A 23242-nucleotide genomic window follows, 5' to 3' on the forward strand; every position below is an offset into this window, starting at 1 on the left:
ACGGTTTTTCGACGGCGTCGCGGGGTAGGTGGCCACTGGGCGACCGACGAGCCCCGACGATTAGACTGGGAGAACAATGACTACATCGGGGCACCCCCATGTCCAGACCCCGATGTCGGGCCTGGTGCGTCTTGCGCTGTCCGACCCCGGTCTGGCCGAGCTCACCCGTCGCGCCGCCGACTCCACCGCCGAACTCGCCCTCGTCGGGCCGCCCGCCGCCCGGCTGTTCGTCGCCGCGGCGCTGGCCGAGGCGGGTCCGCTGCTGGTCGTCACCGCCACCGGCCGGGAGGCCGACGACCTGACCGCCGAACTGCGTGCGGTGCTCGGCGACGCCGTCGCGATGTTCCCGTCTTGGGAGACGCTGCCGCACGAGCGGCTGTCGCCGGGCGTGGAGACCGTGGGCGCCCGGATGATGGTGCTCCGCCGTCTCGCCCACCCCGACGACGCGCGGCTGGGTGCGCCGCTGCGGGTGGTGGTCACCACCGCACGGTCGCTGCTGCAGCCGATGGCGCCGGACCTGGCCGAGGTGGAGCCGGTCACGCTGACCGTTGGGGAGGACGCCGACTTCGACGGCCTCCTGGAGCGGCTGGTCGAGTTGGCCTATACGCGGGTGGACATGGTCGGCAAGCGCGGCGAGTTCGCCGTCCGCGGCGGCATCCTCGACGTCTTCCCGCCGACCGCCGAGCATCCGATCCGCGTCGAGTTCTGGGGCGACGAGGTCTCGGAGATGCGCATGTTCTCCGTCGCCGACCAACGGTCGATCCCCGACGTCGAGGTCACCGAAGTGATCGCGGTCCCGTGCCGGGAACTGATGCTCACCGACGACGTGCGCCAGCGAGCGGCTGCGCTGTCCGCCGATCAGCCCCACGACGACAACCGCGTCACCGGCACGGTCAGCGACATGTTGGCCAAGCTCGCCGAAGGCATCCCGACCGACGGGATGGAGGCGCTGCTTCCGGTCCTGCGGCCTACCGAACTGTCGCTGCTGACCGACCACCTGCCCGCCGGGGCGCCGGTTCTGTTGTGCGATCCGGAGAAGGTGCGCACCCGCGCGGCGGACTTGATCAAGACCGGCCAGGAATTCCTGGAGGCGTCGTGGTCGGTGGCGGCCATGGGGGCCGACGCGCCGATCGACGTCGAACAGCTCGGCGGTTCGGGCTTCCGCGACCTCGCCGACGTGCGGGCCAACGCCGCGGTCGGCGGACATCCCTGGTGGACGTTGAGCCAGCTCGCCGACGGGTCGGCGATCGAGTTGGACGTCAAGGCCGCCCCGTCGGCGCGGGGGCAGCAGAACAACCTCGACGAGATGTTCGCGATGCTGCGGGCGCACGTGACCACCGGTGGGCTGGCCGCCGTCGTCACCCCCGGTGCAGGCACGGCGCAGCGCATCGTCGAGCAACTAGGTGAATCCGACACTCCCGCTTCGATGTTGGCGCCCGGCGACGTCCCCAAGCCCGGTGTGGTCGGGGTGCTCAAGAGCCCGCTGCGCGACGGTGTGGTGTTGCCGGGGGCCAACCTCGTCGTCATCACCGAGACCGATCTGACCGGCAACCGGGCGGCCGCGACCGAGGGCAAGAAGCTGGCGGCCAAGCGCCGCAACGTCGTCGACCCGCTGGCGCTGGCCGCGGGCGATCTCGTCGTGCACGATCAGCACGGCATCGGCAGGTTCGTCGAGATGGTCGAGCGCACCATCGGCGGCGCGCGCCGCGAGTACCTGGTGCTGGAGTACGCGTCCTCCAAGCGCGGCGGCGGCTCCGACAAGCTCTTCGTGCCGATGGACTCGCTGGATCAGCTCTCGCGCTACGTCGGCGGCACGGAACCGTCGCTGAGCAAGCTGGGCGGTAGCGACTGGACCAACACGAAGACCAAGGCGCGCAAGGCCGTTCGGGAGATCGCCGGCGAGCTCGTCACGCTGTACGCCAAGCGTCAGGCCGCCCCCGGCTTCGCCTTCGGACCGGACACTCCGTGGCAGGCCGAGATGGAGGACGCGTTCGGCTTCACCGAGACCGTCGACCAGTTGACGGCCATCACCGAGGTCAAGGCCGACATGGAGAAGCCGGTCCCGATGGACCGCGTCATCTGTGGCGACGTCGGCTACGGCAAGACCGAGATCGCGGTGCGCGCGGCGTTCAAGGCGGTGCAGGCGGGCAAGCAGGTGGCCGTGCTGGTGCCCACCACGCTGCTGGCCGACCAGCACCTGCAGACGTTCTCCCAGCGGATGGCGGGCTTCCCGGTGACGGTGAAGGGGTTGTCGCGCTTCACCGACAACGCCGAGTCCCGCAAGGTCGTCGAGGGCATGAAGGACGGATCGGTCGACGTCGTGATCGGCACGCACCGCCTGCTGCAGACCGGTGTCACGTGGAAGGATCTCGGGCTGGTCATCGTCGACGAGGAGCAGCGCTTTGGCGTCGAGCACAAGGAGCACATCAAGTCGATGCGCACCCACGTCGACGTGCTGACCATGAGCGCCACGCCCATTCCGCGCACGCTCGAGATGAGCCTGGCAGGCATCCGCGAGATGTCGACGATCCTCACGCCGCCCGAGGAGCGATTCCCGGTGCTGACCTACGTCGGGCCGCACGACGACAAGCAGGTCGGTGCGGCGCTGCGGCGCGAATTGCTGCGCGACGGGCAGGCGTTCTACATCCACAACCGGGTGAAGTCGATCGACTCGGCGGCCGCGCGGGTGCGTGCGCTGGTGCCGGAGGCGCGCGTGGTGGTGGCGCACGGGCAGATGCCCGAGGAGCAGCTCGAGCGCACCGTCGAGGGCTTCTGGAATCGCGAGTTCGACATCCTGGTGTGCACGACGATCGTCGAGACGGGCCTGGACATCAGCAACGCCAACACCCTGATCGTCGAGCGCGCCGACACGTTCGGCCTCTCCCAGTTGCATCAGCTGCGGGGTCGGGTCGGCCGTAGCCGCGAGCGCGGCTACGCCTACATGCTCTACCCGCCCGAGGTGCCGCTGACCGAGACTGCGTACGACCGGCTGGCCACCATCGCGCAGAACAACGAACTCGGGGCGGGTATGGCCGTGGCCATGAAGGACCTTGAAATCCGCGGCGCGGGAAACGTTCTCGGCGCCGAGCAGTCGGGTCACGTGGCCGGGGTGGGCTTCGACCTGTACGTACGGCTGGTTGGCGAGGCGGTCGAGGCCTATCGCGCCGTGGTCGACGGCAACACCGTGTCCACCGCCGAGGAGCCCAAGGACGTCCGCGTCGACCTACCGGTCGACGCCCATCTGCCGCCGGACTACATCGGCAGCGACCGGCTGCGGCTCGAGGGCTACCGACGGCTGGCCGCCGCCCAGGACGACGCCGGGATCGCCGCCGTCGTGGAGGAATTGGTCGACCGGTATGGCCCGCTGCCCGAGTCCGCGCAACTGCTGGTGGCGGCCGCCCGGCTCCGGCTGCTCTGCCGCCAGTACGGCGTGACCGAGGTGACGGCGTCGGCGACGACCATCCGCCTGACCCCGCTGACGCTGCTGGACTCTCAGCAGTTACGGCTCAAGCGCATGTACCCGTCGGCGACCTACCGCGCGACGACGTCGACCATCACGATCCCGATTCCGCGGGCGGGCAGCGGAGTCAGCGCCCCGCGGGTGCGCGACGCCGAATTGCTGCGCGTGGTGGCGAGTCTGCTGCTGGCGCTGGACGGCCGGCCCCAAAACGACGTCGACGTCACCGACCTGGCGAGCGTGGCCACGTGAGTTCCGCCTCGTCCACGGTCGTCTTGGTCGACCCGCGCCGGCCGGCGCTGATGCCCGTCGAGGCGGTGGCGTTGCTCGCCGGAGACGTACAGTACACCGAGGAGATGCCGGTCAAGGTGCCCTGGTCGCTGCCATCGGCCCGGCCGGCCTACCTCGGCGACGACGCGCCCGTCCTGTTGTCGTCGGACCCCGACCATCCGGCGGTCAAGGCCCGGCTGGCCGCGGGCGCGACGTTGATCGCCACCCCCGCCCCGGCGCCCGGTGAGCGTCTCGTCGACGCGGTCGCGATCATGGACACGCTGCGTACGGCCGGCCCGTGGGAGGGCGAGCAGACCCATGACTCGCTGCGGCGTTACCTGCTAGAGGAGGTCTACGAGCTGTTCGACGCCGTGCGCAGCGGCGACACCGACGAAATCCGGGAAGAACTCGGAGACGTGTTGCTGCAGGTGCTGTTTCACGCCCGCATCGCCCAGGACGACGCCGAGTCGCCCTTCGGCGTCGACGACGTCGCCGACGCGCTGGTGCGCAAGCTCGGCAACCGCGTTCCGGCAGTGCTTGCCGGAGAGGCGATTTCGCTCGACGACCAACTGGCGCAGTGGGAGGAGCGCAAGGCCCTCGAGGTCAAGGTGAAGGCACGCGAGTCGGTCATGGACGACGTGCCGACCGCTCAGCCCGCGCTGGCGCTGGCGCAGAAGGTCCTCGACCGAGCCGCCGCAGCGGGCGTACCCGCCGACCTGATGCCCGAGGAGCTGGTGACGATCGGTACCACGTTCGGCAGCGACCCCGAAAGTGCCGTGCGTGCCGCGGCTTTGGACTTCGTCGACCTGGTCCGCGCGGTCGAGCAGAGCATCCTCGTCAGTCGGCGCAGCGCCGAGGACGCCCCCGATCTGGGCAATGCACCGCTAGGTGCGGTCACCGAGGAGGAGTGGCGGGCGCACTGGCCGGCCTGATCGTCGCCGAGCGTGGACTTATGTGCGACTTTCGGCCGCAAATTCGCACACGACTCCACGTTCGGCGTTGATCACGACAGCAGCGTCGAACCCCAGTAGGCGTCCGCGTCGCCGTCGCGAAGCCCGGGCGGGCAAGCGAACAGTGCGGTCCCGGTGTGGGTGATGTACTCGTTGAGCGCGTCGCGTCGCGACAGTTCCATCTGCATCGGCACGAACGACGACCGGGGGTCGCGGACGAATGCGATGAAGAACAGGCCGGCGTCGAGGTGGCCGAATCCGTCGGTGCCGTCGGTGAAGTTGTAACCGCGGCGCAGGATCTCGATGCCGTTGAGGTTCTCCTTCGACGCCAGCCGCACGTGTGCGGCCATGTCGATCAGGGGCGTGCCCTTGGAGCTCTTGGTGGTGAAGTCCAGTGCGTCGAATTCGTCGGCGTAGCCGATCGGGGCGCCGGATCCCTTGAGCCGGCCGATGACGCGCTCCTGCTCCATGAGCGTGGTGCGGTCCCAGTTCTCGATGCGCATGCGGATGCGGCGGGTCACCAGGTAGGAGCCGCCGGTCATCCAAGCCGGGCCGTCGCCGTCGGCCACCCAGACGTGCGCGTCGAGGGCGCCGGTGTCCTCGGCCTTGAGGTTGGACGTCCCGTCCTTGAAGCCGAACAGGTTTCGCGGTGTCGCCTGCTCGCGAGTAGTCGAGGAGGTGCGGCCGAAGCCCAGCTGCGAGTAGCGCACCGCGGCCGTGCCGAAAGCGACGCGGGCGAGGTTGCGGATGGCGTGCACGGCGACCTGCGGGTCGTTGGCGCAGGCCTGAACGCAGATGTCGCCGTGGCTGCGGGCCGGGTCCATCGTCTCGTTGGGAAACTTCGGCAGGTCGATCAACGCCTGGGGCCGCTTGTCGGCGACCCCGAAGCGATCCTTGCCGTCCTTGGTGAAGAACGTCGGACCGAAGCCGACGGTCAGCGTCAGCTGCGAGGCCGGAAGACCAAGGGCCTCACCGGTGTCCGCGGGCGGGGCGTAGGGGTTGAGGCCGACGGCACCGCCTGCGACCGCCTCCTGGGCGAGCGTCAGCCGCTCGGCCATCGCCGTCCACTCCTTGAGCATCGCCACCACGTCGTCACGGTCGTCGGTGGTGACGTCGAAGGAACAGAAGTGCATTCGGTCCTGCGCCGCGGTGACGATGCCCGCCTGGTGCTCGCCGCGGAAGGGCACCGAGTTCTGCAGTTCCTCGGTGGCCGTGCTCGAGGCCGACGCGCGGCCGGCCAGTGCACCCGCACCGGCCGCGCCGACGACGGCGGCCGTCACCCCCGCAGCGCCGAACAACCGGCGGCGGGACAGCCCGCCGCCGGCCGGTTCCGCCGCGTCACTGCTCGGCGATGACACCCTGCACCTGGCTGACTTCCTTGCTCAGCGCGTCGATCGAGCGGGACAGCTCCTGGCGCTGCGGTTCGGTCACCGTGTCGTAGAGCACGAATCCGTCGCCCTGGCGGTACTTCTGCAGCAGCGCCTCGGACTCGGCGAAGCGCTGGTCGACCTTCTTGCCCAGGTCGGGGTTGCGCTCGTCGAGGATGGGCCGCACCGAGGACACCGCGGTCTGCGAGCCCTGCAGGTTGGCCTCGAAGTCCCACAGGTCGGTGTGGCTGAAGATGTCCTCTTCGCCGCTGATCTTGCTGGAGGCGATCTCGTCGAGCAGACCCTGTGCGCCACCGGCGATCTGGGTGGAGTCGACGGTGAAGTTCGGTGCCTTGACCCCGTCGTTGAGTTCCTTGACGTCGGCGACCAGTTGATCGGCCAGGGCGTTGGCGTCGGGCTGCAGGCCGGTGACCCACAGCTGCTTCTCCAGCGCATGGAATCCGGTCCACTTCTGGCCGGGCTCCAGATCGGCCTCGCGAAGGTCGATGCGAGGGTCGAGGTCGTCGGGGAAGGATTCGGCGACGGGCTCGATGCGCTCGTAATAGGTTCGCGCAATGGGGTACTGGGCCTTGGCGGCGTTGACGTCGCCCTTCTTGACGGCCGCGACGAACACGTCGACCGCCGGGATCAGGGCGTCGGTCTGGCTGGTGACGTACCGCTTGTAGTTGTCGGCGGCTTCCTTGAACTTGCCCTCGGTGTCGACCTGGACGGCGTCGCCGGTGACGGTGAAGTCACCGCGGATGCCGTCGCCGATCATGCCCGGCTTGCACGCAGTCTGGTACTTGCCCGGCTCGGTGAGCTGGACGATGAGCTTGCGTTCGAGTCCGGGGGAGATGTTCTCCACCTCACCCATGACCCGGTCGCCCGCACCGTAGACGTAGAACTCGGTGACCTTGGTGCCGTTGTTGGTGATGACGAAGGTGCTCGGGCCGGTGGCGTTCTCGGTGCCCGACAGCTCGCACGTCGTGTCCGAGGCGTCGACCGTGATCTGCGCGGGGGCGTTGTCGCCGCTGCTGGCCGGGGTCTGGCTTTCCTTGGCCTGGCAGCCCACCAGGGAGATGCCGGTCAGCAGGGCGGCCGCGGCAGCTGCGCCCGTCCTCGCGGTGTGAGCAGAGACGATCACGTGTTCGACCTTTCGGGTGCGGTGGTGCATTCGGAGGCATTGGCGTCGGAACTGGTGGACGGGGAGTCCGGCGGAGGTGTGTCCGTCGGCTTCGCGGGCGCCTTGGTGGGTCGCAGGAAGACGGTGAGCACGGCGATCAGGTAGGCGACCCAGCCGATGAACTGCAACCACGTCGGCGTCGGGGTGACGTTGAAGACGCCCTGGATCACCTGGCCGTACCAGGACGACCAGTCGAACCAAGAGCTGATGTCGAAGGGGCGGCTGCTCAATCCGGGGAGCCAGCCGACGGTCTGCAACGCGCCGATGCCGTAGGACAGGATGCCCGCGGCGACCACGACGAGGAACGCGCCGGTGTAGGTGAAGAACTTGGCGAGGTTGATCCTCAGCGCGCCCTTGTAGATCCCGAAGGCGATCACCACGGCGACGAGGACGCCGACGATCAGGCCCGTCAGCGGCCACAGCGTCTTGGCCTCGGCGAAGCCGACCATGAACAGCGCGGTCTCGACGCCTTCCCGGCCGACGGCCAGGAACGACAGGGACAGCACGGCGAACGCGCCCGCCTCCAGCGCCTTGGACATGTCGCCGCGCAACTGCCCGGACAATCCGGCGGCGGCCCGCCTCATCCAGAGCACCATGGTGGTGACGATGGCGACCGCGATCAGCGACGCGACACCGGCGACGGCCTCGGCGCCCAGCCCCGAGATGGTGCTCGTGCCGAACTGGATGACCAGGAACACCGCGACGGTCATGACGACGGCCGCGCCGACGCCCAGCCAGACCCATCTCAGCGCATCGCGCCGGCCCGACTTGACCAGGAAGGCGACCAGAATCGTCACGACGATGGCGGCCTCGAGGCCTTCGCGGACGCCGATCAGGGCGCTGCCGAACAACTGTGAGGTGACGCTGGGCCCGGCAGCCAGCACGGACTCGGAGAGGTCGGCGACCGGGGTCATGCACTCGTCCTTGCTGCGCGTGAGGGTGAACCAAAGTTTGGCTAGCCATAGCTAGGTGTGGCTCACCTTAGCAAGGTGGCCGACGGAACGGCACGCCCCGTCACACGTCGGAAAGCAGGGCACTCGCGGACGCGTGGGACGATGGCTGGAGTCCGTAAGCGTCGAGGGAGTCCGGTGTCGTCAGTGCGTTGGCTGAGGGCCGTCGTCGTCGTCGCCGCCACGGTTCTGCTGATGGCCTCGTCGTGCTCGTGGCAGACGGGCATCCCGATTCCCGACGGCGTGCCGCCCCCACCCGGTGACGCGGTGCCGCAGGTCGACACGCACGCCAAGGGGCGGCCGGCCGACCAGCTGCGCGAGTGGGCCGCGGAACGTTCTGCGGCCCTTGGCATCCCCGCGACCGCACTCGAGGCCTACGCCTACGCCGCGCGGGTCGCCGAGGTGGAGAACCCCAAGTGCCATCTGGCCTGGACCACACTGGCCGGAATTGGCATGGTCGAGAGCCACCACGGCACCTACCGCGGCGCGACGATCGCCCCGAACGGCGACGTGACCCCGCCCATTCGGGGCGTCATGCTGGACGGCTCGTTGGGCAACATGTCCATCCCCGACACCGACGGCGGCAAGCTGGACGGCGACAAGCTGTTCGACCGCGCCATGGGGCCGATGCAGTTCATCCCCGCGACGTGGAAGCTCTACGGGGTCGACGCCAACAACGACGGCGTCGTGAGCCCCGACAACATCGACGACGCGGCCCTGTCGGCCGCCGGGTATCTGTGCTGGCGCGGCAAGGACCTCGCCACGCCGAGGGGGTGGATGGAGGCGCTGCGGGCCTACAACCTGTCCGACCAGTACGCCAGAACGGTCCGCGACTGGGCCACCGCCTACGCCGAGGGGCACTCGCTGTAGCTCTCTCGGCGTCGGGAAACCTCAGCCTCTAGGCTGTCCTGGTCCGCATCAGCACCACGCGAGGAGACGTCAGTGCCCGTCATCGAGCAGATCGCAGCGCGAGAGATTCTCGACTCCCGGGGGAACCCGACCGTCGAGGTCGAGGTGGCGCTCGACGACGGGTCCGCCGCCCGCGCGGCCGTCCCGTCCGGCGCCTCCACCGGTGAGCACGAGGCCGTCGAGCTCCGTGACGGCGGCAGCCGCTACCTCGGCAAGGGCGTGGAGAAGGCAGTCAAGGGCGTCATCGACGAACTGGGACCCGCCGTGATCGGTCTCAACGCCGACGATCAGCGACTCGTCGACCAGGCTCTGCTCGACTGCGACGGCACGCCGGACAAGTCCCGGCTGGGCGCGAACGCCATCCTCGGGGTGTCGCTGGCCGTCGCGAAGGCCGCTGCCGACGCCGCAGGCCTGCCGCTGTTCCGCTACGTCGGTGGCCCCAACGCCCACATCCTGCCGGTGCCGATGATGAACATCGTCAACGGCGGCGCGCACGCCGACACCGGCGTCGACGTGCAGGAATTCATGGTCGCGCCCATCGGTGCCGCGTCGTTCAAGGAGGCGCTGCGCTGGGGTGCCGAGGTGTATCACTCGCTGAAGTCGGTGCTCAAGAAGCAGGGTTTGGCCACCGGTCTTGGCGACGAGGGCGGGTTCGCCCCCGACATCGCGGGCACCGTGGCCGCGCTCGACCTGATCAGTTCGGCCATCGAGGGCGCCGGCTTCAAGCTGGGTTCCGACGTGGCCCTGGCGCTGGACGTCGCCGCGACCGAGTTCTACACCGAAGGCAAGGGTTACGCCTTCGAGAAGCAGACCCGCACCGCCGAGCAGATGACGGAGTTCTACACCGGACTGCTCGACGCCTACCCGCTGGTGTCGGTCGAAGACCCACTCTCCGAAGATGATTGGGACGGCTGGGTCTCGTTGACCACCGCGATCGGCGACCGCATCCAGATCGTCGGTGACGACCTCTTCGTCACCAACCCGGAGCGGCTCGAAGAGGGCATCGACAAGGGCGCGGCCAACGCGCTCCTGGTCAAGGTCAACCAGATCGGCACGCTCACCGAGACGTTGGACGCAGTGTCCCTGGCGCACGGCAGCGGCTACCGCACGATGATGAGCCACCGGTCCGGCGAGACCGAGGACACCACGATCGCTGACCTGGCCGTCGCCGTGGGCAGCGGGCAGATCAAGACCGGTGCCCCCGCCCGCAGCGAGCGCGTCGCCAAGTACAACCAGCTGTTGCGCATCGAAGAGGAACTCGGTGACGCCGCCCGCTACGCCGGCGACTTGGCCTTCCCGCGCTTCTCGGTCGAGACCAAGTAGCACCGGTCGGAGTCTTCACGGTCATGCCCGACGCCAAGCGGCCCGACCCGAAGCGACGCACCCCCGCGTCGTCGCGACCGGGCAAGGGTGGCGGGCGGCCGCGTGGGGCGTCGCCGATTCGGCGCGAGCCGCGTGCCATCGAGGCGCGACCCGCACCCGCGGAGGCAGCAGCGGAGTTCGACGACGGTGACGAGCCGACCGGTGTCATCGAGCCCATCCGCAAGGCCATCGCCGAGGCGGCCGAGCATCAGTCCGAGCAGCGCCTGGGCTCGGCGGCCCGGCGTGCGGCGATCCTCGCGGTCGTGGTGTGCGTGTTGACCCTGACGATCGCCGGACCGGTGCGCACGTTCTTCGCGCAGCGCACAGAGATGAAGCAGCTCGTCGAGGCGCAGGCGCAGTTGCGCACGCAGATCGCCGATCTCGAACAGCAGAAGCTCAAGCTCGGCGACCCGGTGTACATCGCGGCACAGGCGCGGGAGCGACTCGGTTTCGTGATGCCAGGGGACATTCCGTATCAGGTGCAGCTGCCGCCGGGGGCCGCGCCGGTCGAGGCCCCGGGCGTCGACGCGGTGAAGCCGCCGAGCAACCAGCCGTGGTACACCTCGCTGTGGCACACCATCGCCGACGCACCGCACGGCGTAACGCAGATTCCGGCGGCCCCCGAGCCGCCGGTGCCAGGGCCCCCCGGACCGGACGTGCCGCCGCCCCCCGCACCACCTCCTCCGGGTCCCGGTGGTTGACGCAGCAGATCTCGACGCCGTCGCGCAGCAGTTGGGCCGTGAACCGCGCGGCGTCCTGGAGATCGCCTACCGCTGCCCCAACGGGCAACCCGCCGTGGTCAAGACGGCGCCGAAACTGCCTGACGGAACGCCCTTTCCGACGCTGTACTACTTGACGCATCCGGCGCTGACGGCAGCCGCGAGCCGGTTGGAGTCCTCGGGGATGATGCGGGAGATGACCGAGCGCCTCGCCGTGGATCCGGACCTGGCGGCCGCATATCGCCGCGCCCACGAGTCGTTCCTCGCCGAACGCGACGCCGTCGAACCGCTGGGCACGACGTTCTCCGGTGGCGGCATGCCGGACCGGGTCAAGTGCCTGCACGTCGTCATCGCGCACTCGCTGGCCAAGGGCCCAGGGGTCAACCCCTTCGGCGACGAGGCGCTGGCCGTGTTGGCCGCGGAACCCGCGATGGCCGGAATCCTGGACCGAGAGGTGTGGAGCACGTGACTGAGGCCGACCTCGCCCCTCGCGTGCGCCGGGTGGGAGCCGTCGACTGCGGCACCAATTCCATTCGGCTGCTGATCGCCGACGTGGCCGACGGACGCCTGACCGACGTGCACCGTGAGATGCGCATCGTGCGTCTCGGCGAGGGCGTCGACGCGACTGGCAGCTTCGCCGCGCCGGCGATCGAACGGACGCGCGCCGCTCTGGTCGAGTACGCCGCCCTCCTGGCCGAGCACGACGTCGCGACGGTGCGGATGGTCGCCACCTCGGCCACCAGGGACGCGGCCAACCGCGAGGAATTCTTCGCGATGACCGCCGAGGTGCTGGGCGCGGTGGTGCCCGGCGCGGTCGCCGAGGTGATCACCGGTACCGAGGAGGCCGCTCTGTCCTTCCGTGGGGCAGTCGGCGAATTGGACTCCGCCGGAGCGCCGTTCGTCGTCGTCGACCTCGGCGGCGGGTCGACGGAGGTGGTGGTGGGTACCGCCGCCGGTGTGGAGGCGAGCTACTCGGCGAACATCGGCTGCGTGCGGTTGACCGAGCGGTGCTTGACGACCGACCCGCCGACTGCGACCGAGATCGCCGACGCCCGCGCCGTCGTCCGCGACGCGCTCGACGCCGTCTTCGAGGTCGTGCCCGTCGAGCGGGCCAAGACCTGGGTGGGGGTCGCCGGCACGATGACCACACTGGCGGCGCTGGCGATGAACCTGCCCGCGTACGACTCCGAGGCAATCCATCTGTCCCGGGTGGGCTTCGAGGACCTCCTGACGGTCTGCGAGGGACTGCTCGGGATGACCCGACGTCAACGCGCGGCGCTGGGACCCATGCACGAGGGCAGGGTCGACGTCATCGGCGGCGGTGCGATCGTGGTGGAGGAACTGGCCCGTGCGCTCGGTGGGCGAGCAGGCATCGACGAGCTGGTGGTCAGCGAGCACGACATCCTCGACGGCATCGCGCTGTCCATTGCGTGAAGGGCGAATGGCGGCGGCTCGACGTTACGTTTTGAACGTGCGGGTGCGGGGTAAAAACCGTCCGTGACCGAGCAGAAGACGACGTACAACGACGATCCCAGCGCCGAATTCCTGGCGACCGCCGGGTTGGTGACGATGCTGGGCACCGTGGTGTCCGGCGTCATCGCGCTGGTCTCGCTCGGTGCCGGACACGCGATGAGCGCGGCCATCCTCGGGACCGTCGCGCTACTCAGCTTCGCCTTGAGCCTGTTCCTGTTCAGCGTGGACAGCAAGCGCTCCGAGGGCGGCGCGCTGCCGTTCCCGAGCTGGCTGAGGGCCGAGCCGGAAACGGCAGCCGAAGTCGCCGCCTAGCGTCGGACGTTGCAGTTGGGCGGGTTTCCGCAGTGATGCCCGTTGTCACACGCATTGCAATGGCAGTTGCAGGCCCCGGCCTTGTGGTCGCGGATACTCATGGCAGTCCACCTCTGTCGAGTCGGTCGAACATTCACCTTTGACGATTCGACAATAGTTCCGATCACCGTGACGCGTATCAAGACCGGAGGATCGGTGCCAGTGCGTCGAGCACACCGGCGTCTTCGATCGTCGACGGCACAGGCTCTTCGCGACCGTCGGCGATGCCACGCATGGTCTTTCGCAGGATCTTGCCCGAGCGGGTCTTCGGCAGCGCCGCCACGACGTCGACCCTCTTGAGCGCTGCGACCGCACCGATGTTCTCCCGCACCGCCAACACCAGTTCATCGACCAAGCCGTCGGCGGAAGCCCCGGACTTGAGCACGACGAAACCGCGTGGCACCTGCCCCTTGAGTTCGTCGGCGGCACCGATCACCGCGCACTCGGCGACGGCGGGATGCGTCGCGAGGACGGCTTCGATCGACCCCGTCGACAACCGGTGCCCCGCCACGTTGATGACGTCGTCGGTCCTTCCCATGACGAACAGGTAGCCGTCCTCGTCGAGGTAGCCGCCGTCGCCGGACAGGTAGTAGCCGGGGAACGCCGAGAGGTACGAGGCGACGTAGCGCTCGTCGTCGCCCCACAGCGTGGGCAGCGTCCCGGGTGGAAGCGGCAGCTTGACGCAGATCGAACCCTCTTCTCCCGGATCGCATTCCGTGCCGTCGGGGCGCAGAACCCGAACGTCGTAGCCGGGCATGGGCACCGTCGCCGAGCCGGGCTTGACGGCCATTGCCTCGACGCCCATCGGCGCGGCGGCGATGGACCATCCCGTCTCGGTCTGCCACCAGTGGTCGACCACGGGGATGCCCAGCTTCTCGGCCGCCCAATGGTAGGTGCTGGGATCGAGCCGTTCCCCTGCCTGGAACAGATACTTCAGCGCGGAGAGGTCGTAGTCCGCGAGCAGGGCGCCGTCCGGGTCCACCTTCTTGATCGCCCGGACCGCCGTAGGCGCCGAGAACAGCGCCTTCACACCGTGTTCGGCGGCCACCCGCCAGAATGCGCCCGCGTCGGGGGTGCCCACCGGTTTGCCTTCGTAGAGCACGGTCGTCGCGCCGAGCAGCAGCGGCCCGTAGACGATGTAGGAGTGCCCGACCACCCAGCCGACGTCCGAGGCCGCCCAATACACGTCGCCGGGTTCGGTGTCGTAGATGTGCTTCATGGTCCACAGCAGGGCGACGGCGTGGCCCCCATTGTCGCGCACGATGCCCTTGGGCTTGCCGGTGGTGCCGGAGGTGTAGAGCACGTACAGCGGGTCGGTCGCGGCGACGGGCACGGGGTCGACGGGTTCCGCGTCGGCCATGGCTTCGGTCCACGACACGTCGCGACCGGGCGTCAGATGGCACGGGTGCTGCTCGCGTTGCAGGACGACGCAGGCCGGGGTGTCGTGGTCGGCCAGGTGAAGCGCGCCGTCGACGATCATCTTGTAGTCGACGATGCGCGTGGGCTCGATACCGCACGACGCCGTCACCAGCACCGCCGGCCGGGCGTCGTCGATGCGGGCGGCGAGCTCGTGGGCCGCGAAGCCGCCGAACACCACCGAGTGCACGGCGCCGAGGCGTGCGCAAGCTAGCATCGCGATGAGGGCCTCGGGGACCATCGGCAGGTAGACGACGACGCGGTCGCCCTTCTCGACGCCGAGTCCCCGCAGCACGCCCGCGAAGCGTGCGGTCTCGTCGAGCAGTTGGCGATAGGTGTAGGTGCGCTTCGTGCCGGTCAGCGGCGAGTCGTAGATCAGCGCGGCCTGGTCGCCGCGGCCACCGTCGACGTGGCGGTCCAGCGCGTTGGCGCAGGTGTTGAGCTCACCGTCCGGGAACCACCGGTAGAACGGGGGATTGGAGTCGTCCAGGATGCGTCGAGGTGCGCGGGTCCAGGTGACGGCCTCGGCCGCCCGAGCCCAGAACGCGCATGGGTCGTCGATACTGGCGTCGAACATTTCGCGATAGCCCGGCATATCGGGAGCGTACTGGCTTCCCGGGTCCCATAACCTGGACTTATGACTAGTCTTGTTCCGCCGATCGACGGTGTGCGCAGATCATTCGTGGAGGCGCGCGGCGTGCGCTTTCACGTCACCGAGTCCGGGCCAGAGGACGGCCGGCCGGTGCTGGCCCTGCACGGGTGGCCGCAACATCACTGGGTGTACCGGGAGCTGCTCGCCGACCCCCCGCCCGGGTTGCGCATCATCGCACCCGACTTGCCGGGGTACGGCTGGTCCGGACCCGCGCCGCACCGCTGGGCCAAGGACGACGTCGCCGCCGACGTGCTGGCGTTGATGGACGCGATGGGTCTGGACCGCGTCCTGTTGGTGGGCCACGACTGGGGCGGCTTCGTCGGCTACCGGATGCTGCTGGCGGCGCCGGAGCGGTTCGAGGGCTACCTGGTGATGAACATGGCGCATCCATGGCAGACGCCGAGGACGATCCTGCCGCACTTTTGGCGGTTCCTGCTCTACCAACCGTTCGTCGCCACGATTGGCGTTGCGCTGCAACGCCGCACGCCCTATCTTCGCTTCTTGTTCGCCTTCGGCCCGAAGGCGCACCGGCTGGACCCGGCGACGGCGCGGGTGTACGCCGACCGGTTCCGCGACCCCGTGGTCGCGCGGACGGCCACCGACACCTATCGCACGTTCTTGCTGCGCGAATTGCCGCAGGGTGCAAGGGAACCCGAGGACCGCAGGGCGACGGTGCCGATCCGCGCGGTGTTCGGCATGGGTGACATCGCGGTGCATCCGTCGCTTGCCGACCCCGAGACGGCCAACGCCGAGGACTACACCTTCGAGCCCGTCGATTCCGGGCACTTCGTCATCGACGAGCGACCGGACGTGGTGCGGGCGCGGCTGATCGACCTTGCCGAGGAGACGGCGGGCTAATCTCCTGGGCATGACCGACGACTGGCGTGACGTCAACCTGAGGAACTGGGAGTCGCGGGTGCCGATGCACATCGGCCCCGGCGGTTACGACCTGGCGAGTTTCGAGGATCCGGACTACCTCTCACCGGTGGTGCGCTACGACGTTCCCCGGTTGGGCCGGCTCGACGGCCTCGACGTCGTGCACCTGCAGTGCCACATCGGCACCGACACCGTGTCGTTGGCTCGGCTGGGCGCGAAATCCGTCACGGGACTGGACTTCTCGCCGTCCGCGATCGATGCGGGACGGGCGCTGGCGGCCCGCGCCGGCGCCGAGGTGACGTTCGTCGAGGCCGACGTGGCCAACGCGGCGGCAGCGCTCGGGGCGCAGTGTGCCGACCTCGTCTACACCGGTATCGGCGCGCTGTGCTGGCTGCCCGACATCCGCGAGTGGGCCGGCGTGGTGGCGAGCCTGCTGCGTCCAGGTGGGCGGTTGTTCGTCAGGGAGGGCCACCCAATCCTGTGGGCGATGAGCGATCCGCGGCCCGACGGGTTGCTCGTCGTGGAGTTCCCCTACTTCGAGACGCCGGGGACGCGCTTCGTCTACGAGGACACCTATGCCGGTGCGGGCGTGGTCTCCTCGCCCGAGTCGGTCGCCTTCAACCACGGGCTGGGCGAGATCTTCACGGCGCTCTTGGAGGCCGGCTTCAGAATCACCGGGTTCGAGGAACACCGGGAGTTGGCGTGGAACTTCTTCGACGACGCGATGGTTGCCAGCCCCGAGCACGAGGGGGAGTTCGTGCTAGCCGAGGGAGGCGATCGGCTTCCGATGACGTACACGCTGCAGGCGGTGTGGGAGCCACCTCGCTGATCTCGTCCGCGAATCGGGCGGATCCAGTCCCCTCCTCTGGACCCGCCCGTCGGAGCAAATATAGACACAGTTGTTCATCATTGGCAATCGGTGAGACAGTCGTCTGAGCGCCTACACTCAGCACTCGCACAGCATTTACGTCTACCTGGCGGCAACGGCATGGAAAGCAGCAAACAGCTCCGACCCGGACGGCATCGACTGAGCCGCGACGAGGTCCGTGGTAATCAACGCGAGCGAATATTCGACGCGTTGGAGGCCGAGATGTCCGTGCGCGGATACGCCGGAACCAGCGTGGCCGACATCGTGCGCAACGCCGGTGTCTCGCGGCAGACGTTCTACGAACTCTTCGACTCCAAACAGAGCTGTTTCCTTGCGAGCTACGAACGTCGGCAGGATTCGCTGATCGAGGCGATCTTCTCGACCCCGGTGGCCGACGCCCCGATCGACCGGTTCGCGAGCTTCCTCGGCGCCTACCTCTCGGTCATCGCCTCCCGGCCGGAGACCTCGAAGCTCTACCTGATCGGCGTCTACAGCGCGGGTCCCGAGGCCGTTGCCATCAAGCTCGACAAGCAGAAGCGGTTCGTCGACGGGGTGGCCGACGTATTCGACGCCCGCACCGACGCCGCCCGCTTCGCGTGCCGGACGCTGGTCGGTGCGATCTCGACACTGGTGGTCGACGCTCTCTTGGCCGACGAGGTGCACTCGATCGAGAACCTGCACGGGCCGCTGGTCGACGTGGCGAGGAAGATGTTCACGGCCTGAGCCTCACTGCGCGAAGCGGTATCCCATCCCCGTCTCGGTGATCAGGTGACGCGGGTTGGACGGGTCGTCTTCGAGCTTGCGGCGCAGCTGGGCGAGGTACACCCTCAGGTAGTGGGTCTCCTTGGCATACGCCGGTCCCCACACCTCCTTGAGCAGTTCCTCGCGGCCGACGAGCTTGCCGCGGTTGCGCACCAGCATCTCCAGCATGCCCCACTCGGTGGGAGTGAGGTGCACTTCGACACCGTGCTTCGTGACCAGCTTGGCGGCGAGATCGACTGTGAACGAATCGGTTTCGACGACGGGCTGGTCGGTGTCGTCGGAGGCGTCGGCCCGGCGCACCGCGGCCCGCAGGCGAGCGAGGAACTCGTCCATGCCGAACGGCTTGGTCACGTAGTCGTCGGCGCCGGCGTCGAGGGCCTCGACCTTGTCCGAGGAGTCGGTGCGCGCCGAGAGCACGATGACGGGCGCGCTCAACCAGCCCCGCAGGCCTTCGAGCACGTCGATGCCGGAGATGTCGGGCAATCCCAGATCCAGGACGACGACGTCGGGCTTGTGCTCGGCGGCCACCTTGAGAGCCTCGGCGCCGGTGGCGGCGGTGTGCACCTCGTAGCCGCGCACCGAGAGGTTGATGCGCAGGGCGCGCAGGATCTGCGGCTCGTCGTCGATCACGAGCACCCGTGTCATGGGGTGTCCTCCCTTGGGGCGGCGAGGTCGACTTCGACGGTCAGCCCGCCGCCGGGGGTGTCGGTGGCGCTGATGGTGCCGCCCATGGCCTCCACGAAACCCCGTGCCACGGAGAGTCCCAACCCGACGCCGGTGGTGTTGTCGTGGTCGCCGAGCCGCTGGAAGGGCGCGAACAGTTCGTCGACTTGCGCGCGCCGCACCCCGGGCCCCTCGTCGACGACGTTGACGAGCACGCGATCCCCGACCCGCCCGGCGTTGACGCGGACCATGCCGTCGGGGGCGTAACGCATCGCGTTGTCGACGACGTTGACCAGGACGCGTTCCAACAGTCCGGCGTCGGCCATCACGGCGGTGTCGCCGACGTCGACCTTGATGCGGTCCAAACCGGCCGTGCCCCTGGGTATTCCGAGGATGGCACGGTGAACGATCTCGTCGAGGTACACCCGCTGCAGCTCGGGTCGCACCACGCCGGCCGCCAGCCGTGAGGAGTCGAGCAGATTGCCCACCAGCGACGTCAGTTGGTCGACCGACTCCTCGACGGTGGCGAGCAATTCGGCGGTGTCCTCGGGGGAGAAGCCGACGTCGTCGGCGCGCAGGCTCGACACCGCGGCCTTGGCTCCGGCCAGCGGCGTCCGGAGGTCGTGGCTGACCGCCGAGAGCAATGAGCGGCGCAGCTCGTCGGCCCGTGCGATGGCCTCGGCCTGGCCGGCCTCGTCGATCAGCTCGCGCTGGCGCACCAATCCGGCGGCCTGGGTGGCGACCGCCGTCAACACCCGACGGTCGCGGGCGGCGAGTCGTCGTCCGCTCATCAGCATCCAGAACTCGTCGTCGCCGACTTCGATGGCCGTGTCGGCGGATTCGACGTCGACGCACGGGTCGGCGCCGACGCAGGCGATGATGCGTTGTTCGCCGTCGCGCTCGCGCAGGATGCTCACCGCGCGTTGGGAATAGGTCTCGCGGACACGTTCGAGCAGCGTGGTCAGGTCGGCGCCGCGCAGCACCGAACCGGCGAACAATGCGAGCAGTTCTGCCTCCTGGGACGCCCAGCGAGCCTCCCTGGCGCGTTTGGCCGCACTGTCGACCAGGGCGGCCACCGCGACGGCGACGAGAATCAGTACCACGACGGTGACGGCGCTGTCGGGTTGGGCGATGGTGAAGCTGTAGCGCGGCGCGACGAGGAAGTAGTTGAGCAGCAGTCCCGACAGGAGCGCCGACACGGTCGCAGGCCCGACGCCGCCGAGTAGCGCCACCACGACGACACCGACGAAGAACAGCACGCTCTCACCGGCGATGCCGAGCACGCGGTCCAACAGCAGGGCGATCACCGCGCACAACACCGACGGCACCACGATCGCGGCGAGCCACGACACCAGACGTCGCTCGCGGGGGGCGACCTGCCACGTTCGACCACCCTTGGCTTGGTCGTGGGTGACCATGTGGATGTCGATCTTGCCCGAGCGCTGCACCGTGGCCGCGCCGATGCCCTCGTCGAACATCCGCGCCCACCGGGACCGTCGCGACGTGCCGAGAACCAGCTGGGTGGCGTTCATCTCGCGGGCGAAGTCCAGCAGCGCGGTGGGGACGTCGTCGCCGGCGACGGTGTGCAGCGTGGCCCCCAGGCTGGCGGCGAGTTCGCGAATCTTGCCCATCTGTGGCGCCGAGACGCCGGACAGTCCGTCGCCGCGCACGACGTGCACCACCATCAGCTCGGCGCTGGACCGGGATGCGATGCGAGACGCCCTGCGCACCAACGTCTCCGACTCGTCGCCGCCGGTGACGGCGACTGCGACGCGTTCCCGGGCCTCCCAGGTGTCGCTGATCTCGTGGTCGGCGCGGTACTTGGCCAGGGCGGCGTCGACCTGGTCGGCCAGCCACAGCAGAGCCAGTTCGCGCAGGGCCGTCAGGTTGCCCTGACGGAAGTAGTTGCTCAGGGCGGCGTCGATGCGCTCGGGCGCATAGACGTTTCCATGGGAAAGTCTGCGGCGCAACGCTTCCGGGGTGATGTCGACGAGCTCGATCTGGTTGGCACGCCGAACCACTTCGTCGGGCACGGTCTCCTGCTGTTCGATGCCCGTTATTTGGGCCACGACGTCGTTGAGGCTCTCCAGATGCTGCACGTTGACGGTGGACACCACCGCGATGCCGGCGTCGAGTAGCTCGCTGACGTCCTGCCACCGTTTGGCGTGCTTCGATCCGGGGGTGTTGGTGTGGGCGAGTTCGTCGACCAGCACGACCTCGGGACGCCGGGCGAGCACCGCCTCGACGTCCAGCTCGGCGAATTCGGTGCCGCGGTAGGAGATGACCCGCGGCGGCACCAGCTCGATGCCGTCGAGGAGCTCGGCGGTCCGCTTGCGGCCGTGGGTCTCCACCACCGCCGCGACGACGTCGGTGCCGCGTTCGAGCCGTCGGTGCGCCTCGCCGAGCATGGCGAAGGTCTTGCCGACACCCGGCGCCGCACCGAGGTAGATGCGCAGCTCGCCACGCTTCGAGCGGTGCGTGGACGCGTCGGGACTCACGTGCCCATCATCCCCTCATCCGTCGGCCGTCGAGCGCACGGTCGACGTGTCTCCCACGGTAGGACGGGCCGTCGGCGGTCGCGGCCACCCTTGCACTTTCTTGACGCGGCCGAACTGCGTCTTTACGCGTTCCATACGGCACGGCGACGAGTCCGTGGGAAACGACCATGCTGTGAAACGCCTGCGATTACTGTCAAGATCGTCAATTTTCATCGGGGTCAGGGGTAGGGACATGCAAGCAGCCATCAAGCCGTGGTTCACCACGGGCGTCGCACTCGTCGGTGCCAGCGCGATCGCGCTCACGCCCGTCAGCCCGCTGGCGCCCGCGCGGGTCTCCGCCGACGTCGCGAGTGCGACGGCGGCGGTGTCGCACGAGTTCCAGCTGACGGCCATCGAGTGGCCCTACATCCTCTCTCTGCCAATCGTGCGCCAGAACATCCGCAACACCATCGAGAACTGGGTGGTCTACCTCGGTGGTTTCGCCAAGGCCGGTGTCGGCCTTACCCAGTCGTTGTTGGCCATCCCGGGGGTCACCGTCGAGGCGATCCAGCAGGTCCTGGCGCTGGACTTCGTCGGTGCCTTCGACACCGTGGCGACCGCAGTCCGCGATTCGGTGATCGCCGTCGGGCAACCGCTGCTCGATTCGCTGATTTGGCGCAACCAGCGCGCCGCCCTGGTACAGGCTGCGTTGAGCGAAGCATTACCGCTGGCCTACCTCAGCGTCGCCAACGGCTTCCTGACCGCAGCCAACGGTGTGACAACGGCAGCCATCGTCGGCGTGCAGGACTTCGTCGCCGCGGTGCTGACGCTGAACCTGGGCAACATCGTCAACGCCGGGCTGGAGGGCACGAAGAACTTCGTCGCCTCGCTCGGGCAGGGTGCCGGTGCGATCGTCGCGGGCATCGAGGCCGCGCAGTTCGGCATCGCAACCGCTCTCGCGACGACGCCCCCGCCGCCGCCGACATTCGGCGCCGCGGACGTGTCGGACGTGTCGTCGTTCAGCACGCTGTCCACCGGCAACGACACCCTGACGCTGTCGCGGTCCGCGGGTGTCTCCCATGATCCGGCGGTGTCCGAGTCCAAACTCGTTGCGCCCGTCAGTGATCCGACTGCCGGCGAGGAGCAGCCACCGGCCGTCGACGCCCCGCTCGAGGTCGAGCCCGAGAAGACGTCCGATCCGACCCCGGTCGGGGACGTCAGCCCGTCACCCGACCCCGTGGTCAAGGACACCGCGGAGGTCAAGGACACGGTCAAGGACACCCCGGAGGTCAAGGACTCGATCAAGGCCACGCCAGGCGTCCATCCCACGGGCAATGACAAGGCCGCCGACAAGACCGGCGACGAGCCCGCCGCCAAGCCCGCCGCCAAGGACGACGGCGCGGGTGCGAGCGCCAAGCCCGCGTCCAAGGACGACGGCGCGGGTGCGAGCGCCAAGCCCGCGTCCGGAAGCGAGGGCGAGTAACGGGGTTTGGTCAGGAAGCCCTCGCCGGACACGAGACGGGTGTGCCCGATCCGTTCGGTCAGAGCTTCGACGCCTCACCCGTCCACGCCCTTCAACAGTGGCAGGATGCGGTGATCGCGCAGGCGGCGCTGATCGCCGACGAACTGCGGTTGTAGGGGCTTGCCCGGGGAGGATGGGGTGAGTGCGGATTCGATCCTCGAGCGCTCGTTCCACCATCGCGACCGTGGTTCTGCTCGTCATCGCGGTGGCATCCGTGTCGTTCGGTGCGACCGTGGCCTCGGCCGGACATCCCTCGGGCCTCGTGTATTCGGTGCTGTTCGCCGTCGTGATGGCGCTTGTCGCAGCGTTTGGTGTGGCCAGTCGCGATCGACGGCGTCCCCTCACACACGCGATTAGGACGACGAGCGTGGGCGGGTTGCCGGCAACCGAGATCTGTTCATCGCCAAGGCAATTCGCCCTGTTGGTCGCCTTGATGACCACGCTTGCGGGCACGTGTGTGATCGGCGCAGTACACCTCTTCCTTCGCCAGGGGATGTCGGTGGTCTCGGGACTGCTCGCCGTCGTCGGACTCGTCCTCGCATCGCTTCCGGTGTCGGCGCTCCTCGGGCGGATCCGCCGCGGCCGAGTGGCGCTGACGGAACGAGGTGTCACACAACGGGGTTGGAGCTTTGAGTCGGCTCTGGCGTGGACGGAGATCGCGGGGGTGAAGGCCGCGTTCAACGGACACCCGGTCATCCTGCTGATCGGGTACGCGAACGCCGAGTGGAGCCGGTCGTACACGACGCGCCTGTGGCGGATCGACCGACTCCCGCCGGTGCCCATGATCGAAGTCGACTGTCGGCGATTCGACGTAGACCACCGCGCGCTCTACGACTATCTCACGTGCTACGCACAGAACGACGACCTCCGGTCCGAGTTGGGGTACACCGCCGCCGTCGTGCGAGCGGAACGGACCAGGCCCGCGTCCACCTGACGCGAGGAATGCATTGAGGCACAATGCATTCAGGTAGTTGCCAGGTTCGAAATCTTCAGTTTGGATTCAGGTTCATCGGTC

19 protein-coding genes are annotated in these 23242 nt (G+C 68.8%); 13 read left to right on the forward strand and 6 right to left on the reverse strand.

The features are described from left to right. Window positions 1-76 precede the first annotated feature (76 nt). Both mfd and H7K45_RS02610 read left to right on the forward strand, forming a co-directional pair. Window positions 77-3709 carry a transcription-repair coupling factor gene (gene mfd / locus H7K45_RS02605; RefSeq protein WP_263994170.1) on the forward strand — a complete coding sequence of 1211 codons (3633 nt, stop codon included), beginning with the start codon at window positions 77-79 and terminating at the stop codon, window positions 3707-3709. A gap of 50 nt (window positions 3710-3759) precedes the next feature. Further along, window positions 3760-4659 carry a nucleoside triphosphate pyrophosphohydrolase gene (locus tag H7K45_RS02610; protein WP_372512493.1) on the forward strand — a complete coding sequence of 300 codons (900 nt, stop codon included), beginning with the start codon at window positions 3760-3762 and terminating at the stop codon, window positions 4657-4659. 71 nt (window positions 4660-4730) lie between these two features. Here the strand turns inward: H7K45_RS02610 and efeB are convergent, their stop codons facing one another. Genes efeB through efeU form a run of 3 tightly spaced genes read right to left on the reverse strand, consistent with a single transcriptional unit; the run spans window position 4731 to window position 8141 of the window. Then, on the reverse strand, window positions 4731-6035 hold the full coding sequence (gene efeB, locus H7K45_RS02615; protein WP_263994172.1) for an iron uptake transporter deferrochelatase/peroxidase subunit: 1305 nt from the start codon (window positions 6033-6035) through the stop codon (window positions 4731-4733). Next, a complete protein-coding gene (efeO, locus tag H7K45_RS02620) occupies window positions 6016-7218 on the reverse strand; it encodes an iron uptake system protein EfeO (RefSeq protein WP_372512488.1) in 1203 nt (400 codons plus the stop codon). The genes efeB and efeO overlap by 20 nt, the downstream gene beginning before the upstream one ends. Beyond that, window positions 7185-8141 carry an iron uptake transporter permease EfeU gene (efeU, locus tag H7K45_RS02625; RefSeq protein WP_263994174.1) on the reverse strand — a complete coding sequence of 319 codons (957 nt, stop codon included), beginning with the start codon at window positions 8139-8141 and terminating at the stop codon, window positions 7185-7187. The genes efeO and efeU overlap by 34 nt, the downstream gene beginning before the upstream one ends. Before the next feature lie 174 nt (window positions 8142-8315). On the opposite strand from efeU, the gene H7K45_RS02630 reads away from it, so the two are divergent. From H7K45_RS02630 to H7K45_RS02655, 6 genes are all read left to right on the forward strand, one after another. Next, entirely contained in the window at window positions 8316-9047 is a 732-nt protein-coding gene (locus tag H7K45_RS02630) for a lytic transglycosylase domain-containing protein (RefSeq protein WP_263994175.1), read from the forward strand. Window positions 9048-9119: 72 nt separating this feature from the next. After that, window positions 9120-10409, forward strand: a complete 1290-nt coding sequence (gene eno / locus H7K45_RS02635; protein ID WP_263994176.1) for a phosphopyruvate hydratase — start codon at window positions 9120-9122, stop codon at window positions 10407-10409. 23 nt (window positions 10410-10432) lie between these two features. Beyond that, window positions 10433-11149, forward strand: a complete 717-nt coding sequence (locus H7K45_RS02640; RefSeq protein ID WP_263994177.1) for an FtsB family cell division protein — start codon at window positions 10433-10435, stop codon at window positions 11147-11149. After that, complete coding sequence (locus H7K45_RS02645) at window positions 11142-11636, forward strand: DUF501 domain-containing protein (RefSeq protein WP_263994178.1); 495 nt, start codon at window positions 11142-11144, stop codon at window positions 11634-11636. The genes H7K45_RS02640 and H7K45_RS02645 overlap by 8 nt, the downstream gene beginning before the upstream one ends. 23 nt (window positions 11637-11659) lie before the next feature. Continuing rightward, entirely contained in the window at window positions 11660-12601 is a 942-nt protein-coding gene (locus tag H7K45_RS02650; protein WP_263994254.1) for a Ppx/GppA phosphatase family protein, read from the forward strand. 63 nt (window positions 12602-12664) lie between these two features. Further along, window positions 12665-12952, forward strand: a complete 288-nt coding sequence (locus H7K45_RS02655) for a hypothetical protein (protein WP_263994179.1) — start codon at window positions 12665-12667, stop codon at window positions 12950-12952. Between the two features lie 178 nt (window positions 12953-13130). Here the strand turns inward: H7K45_RS02655 and H7K45_RS02660 are convergent, their stop codons facing one another. Continuing rightward, on the reverse strand, window positions 13131-15002 hold the full coding sequence (locus H7K45_RS02660) for a propionyl-CoA synthetase (RefSeq protein ID WP_263994180.1): 1872 nt from the start codon (window positions 15000-15002) through the stop codon (window positions 13131-13133). A 42-nt stretch (window positions 15003-15044) separates the two neighbouring features. Here H7K45_RS02660 and H7K45_RS02665 point away from each other — a divergent pair, with 42 nt between their 5' ends. From H7K45_RS02665 to H7K45_RS02675, 3 genes are all read left to right on the forward strand, one after another. Beyond that, window positions 15045-15917, forward strand: coding sequence for an alpha/beta fold hydrolase (locus H7K45_RS02665; protein WP_263994181.1), 873 nt, complete (start codon window positions 15045-15047; stop codon window positions 15915-15917). 10 nt (window positions 15918-15927) lie between these two features. Further along, complete coding sequence (locus tag H7K45_RS02670; protein WP_263994182.1) at window positions 15928-16764, forward strand: class I SAM-dependent methyltransferase; 837 nt, start codon at window positions 15928-15930, stop codon at window positions 16762-16764. A 159-nt stretch (window positions 16765-16923) separates the two neighbouring features. Then, entirely contained in the window at window positions 16924-17526 is a 603-nt protein-coding gene (locus H7K45_RS02675) for a TetR/AcrR family transcriptional regulator (RefSeq protein ID WP_263994183.1), read from the forward strand. 3 nt (window positions 17527-17529) lie between these two features. On the opposite strand, the gene H7K45_RS02680 is transcribed toward H7K45_RS02675, so the two are convergent. Together H7K45_RS02680 and H7K45_RS02685 are read right to left on the reverse strand one after the other, a co-directional pair. Then, a complete protein-coding gene (locus tag H7K45_RS02680) occupies window positions 17530-18210 on the reverse strand; it encodes a response regulator (RefSeq protein ID WP_263994184.1) in 681 nt (226 codons plus the stop codon). After that, window positions 18207-20726: a DUF4118 domain-containing protein gene (locus H7K45_RS02685; protein WP_263994185.1), complete on the reverse strand. Its 2520-nt coding sequence runs from the start codon at window positions 20724-20726 to the stop codon at window positions 18207-18209. The genes H7K45_RS02680 and H7K45_RS02685 overlap by 4 nt, the downstream gene beginning before the upstream one ends. A gap of 232 nt (window positions 20727-20958) precedes the next feature. Here H7K45_RS02685 and H7K45_RS02690 point away from each other — a divergent pair, with 232 nt between their 5' ends. Together H7K45_RS02690 and H7K45_RS02695 are read left to right on the forward strand one after the other, a co-directional pair. After that, window positions 20959-22188: a hypothetical protein gene (locus H7K45_RS02690; protein WP_263994186.1), complete on the forward strand. Its 1230-nt coding sequence runs from the start codon at window positions 20959-20961 to the stop codon at window positions 22186-22188. 223 nt (window positions 22189-22411) lie between these two features. After that, window positions 22412-23161 carry a hypothetical protein gene (locus tag H7K45_RS02695; RefSeq protein ID WP_263994187.1) on the forward strand — a complete coding sequence of 250 codons (750 nt, stop codon included), beginning with the start codon at window positions 22412-22414 and terminating at the stop codon, window positions 23159-23161. The last annotated feature ends 81 nt before the right edge of the window (window positions 23162-23242 follow it).

The sequence above is a fragment of the Mycobacterium yunnanensis genome (genome assembly GCF_025823185.1).
In the GTDB taxonomy this organism is placed as follows: Bacteria; Actinomycetota; Actinomycetes; order Mycobacteriales; family Mycobacteriaceae; genus Mycobacterium; species Mycobacterium yunnanensis.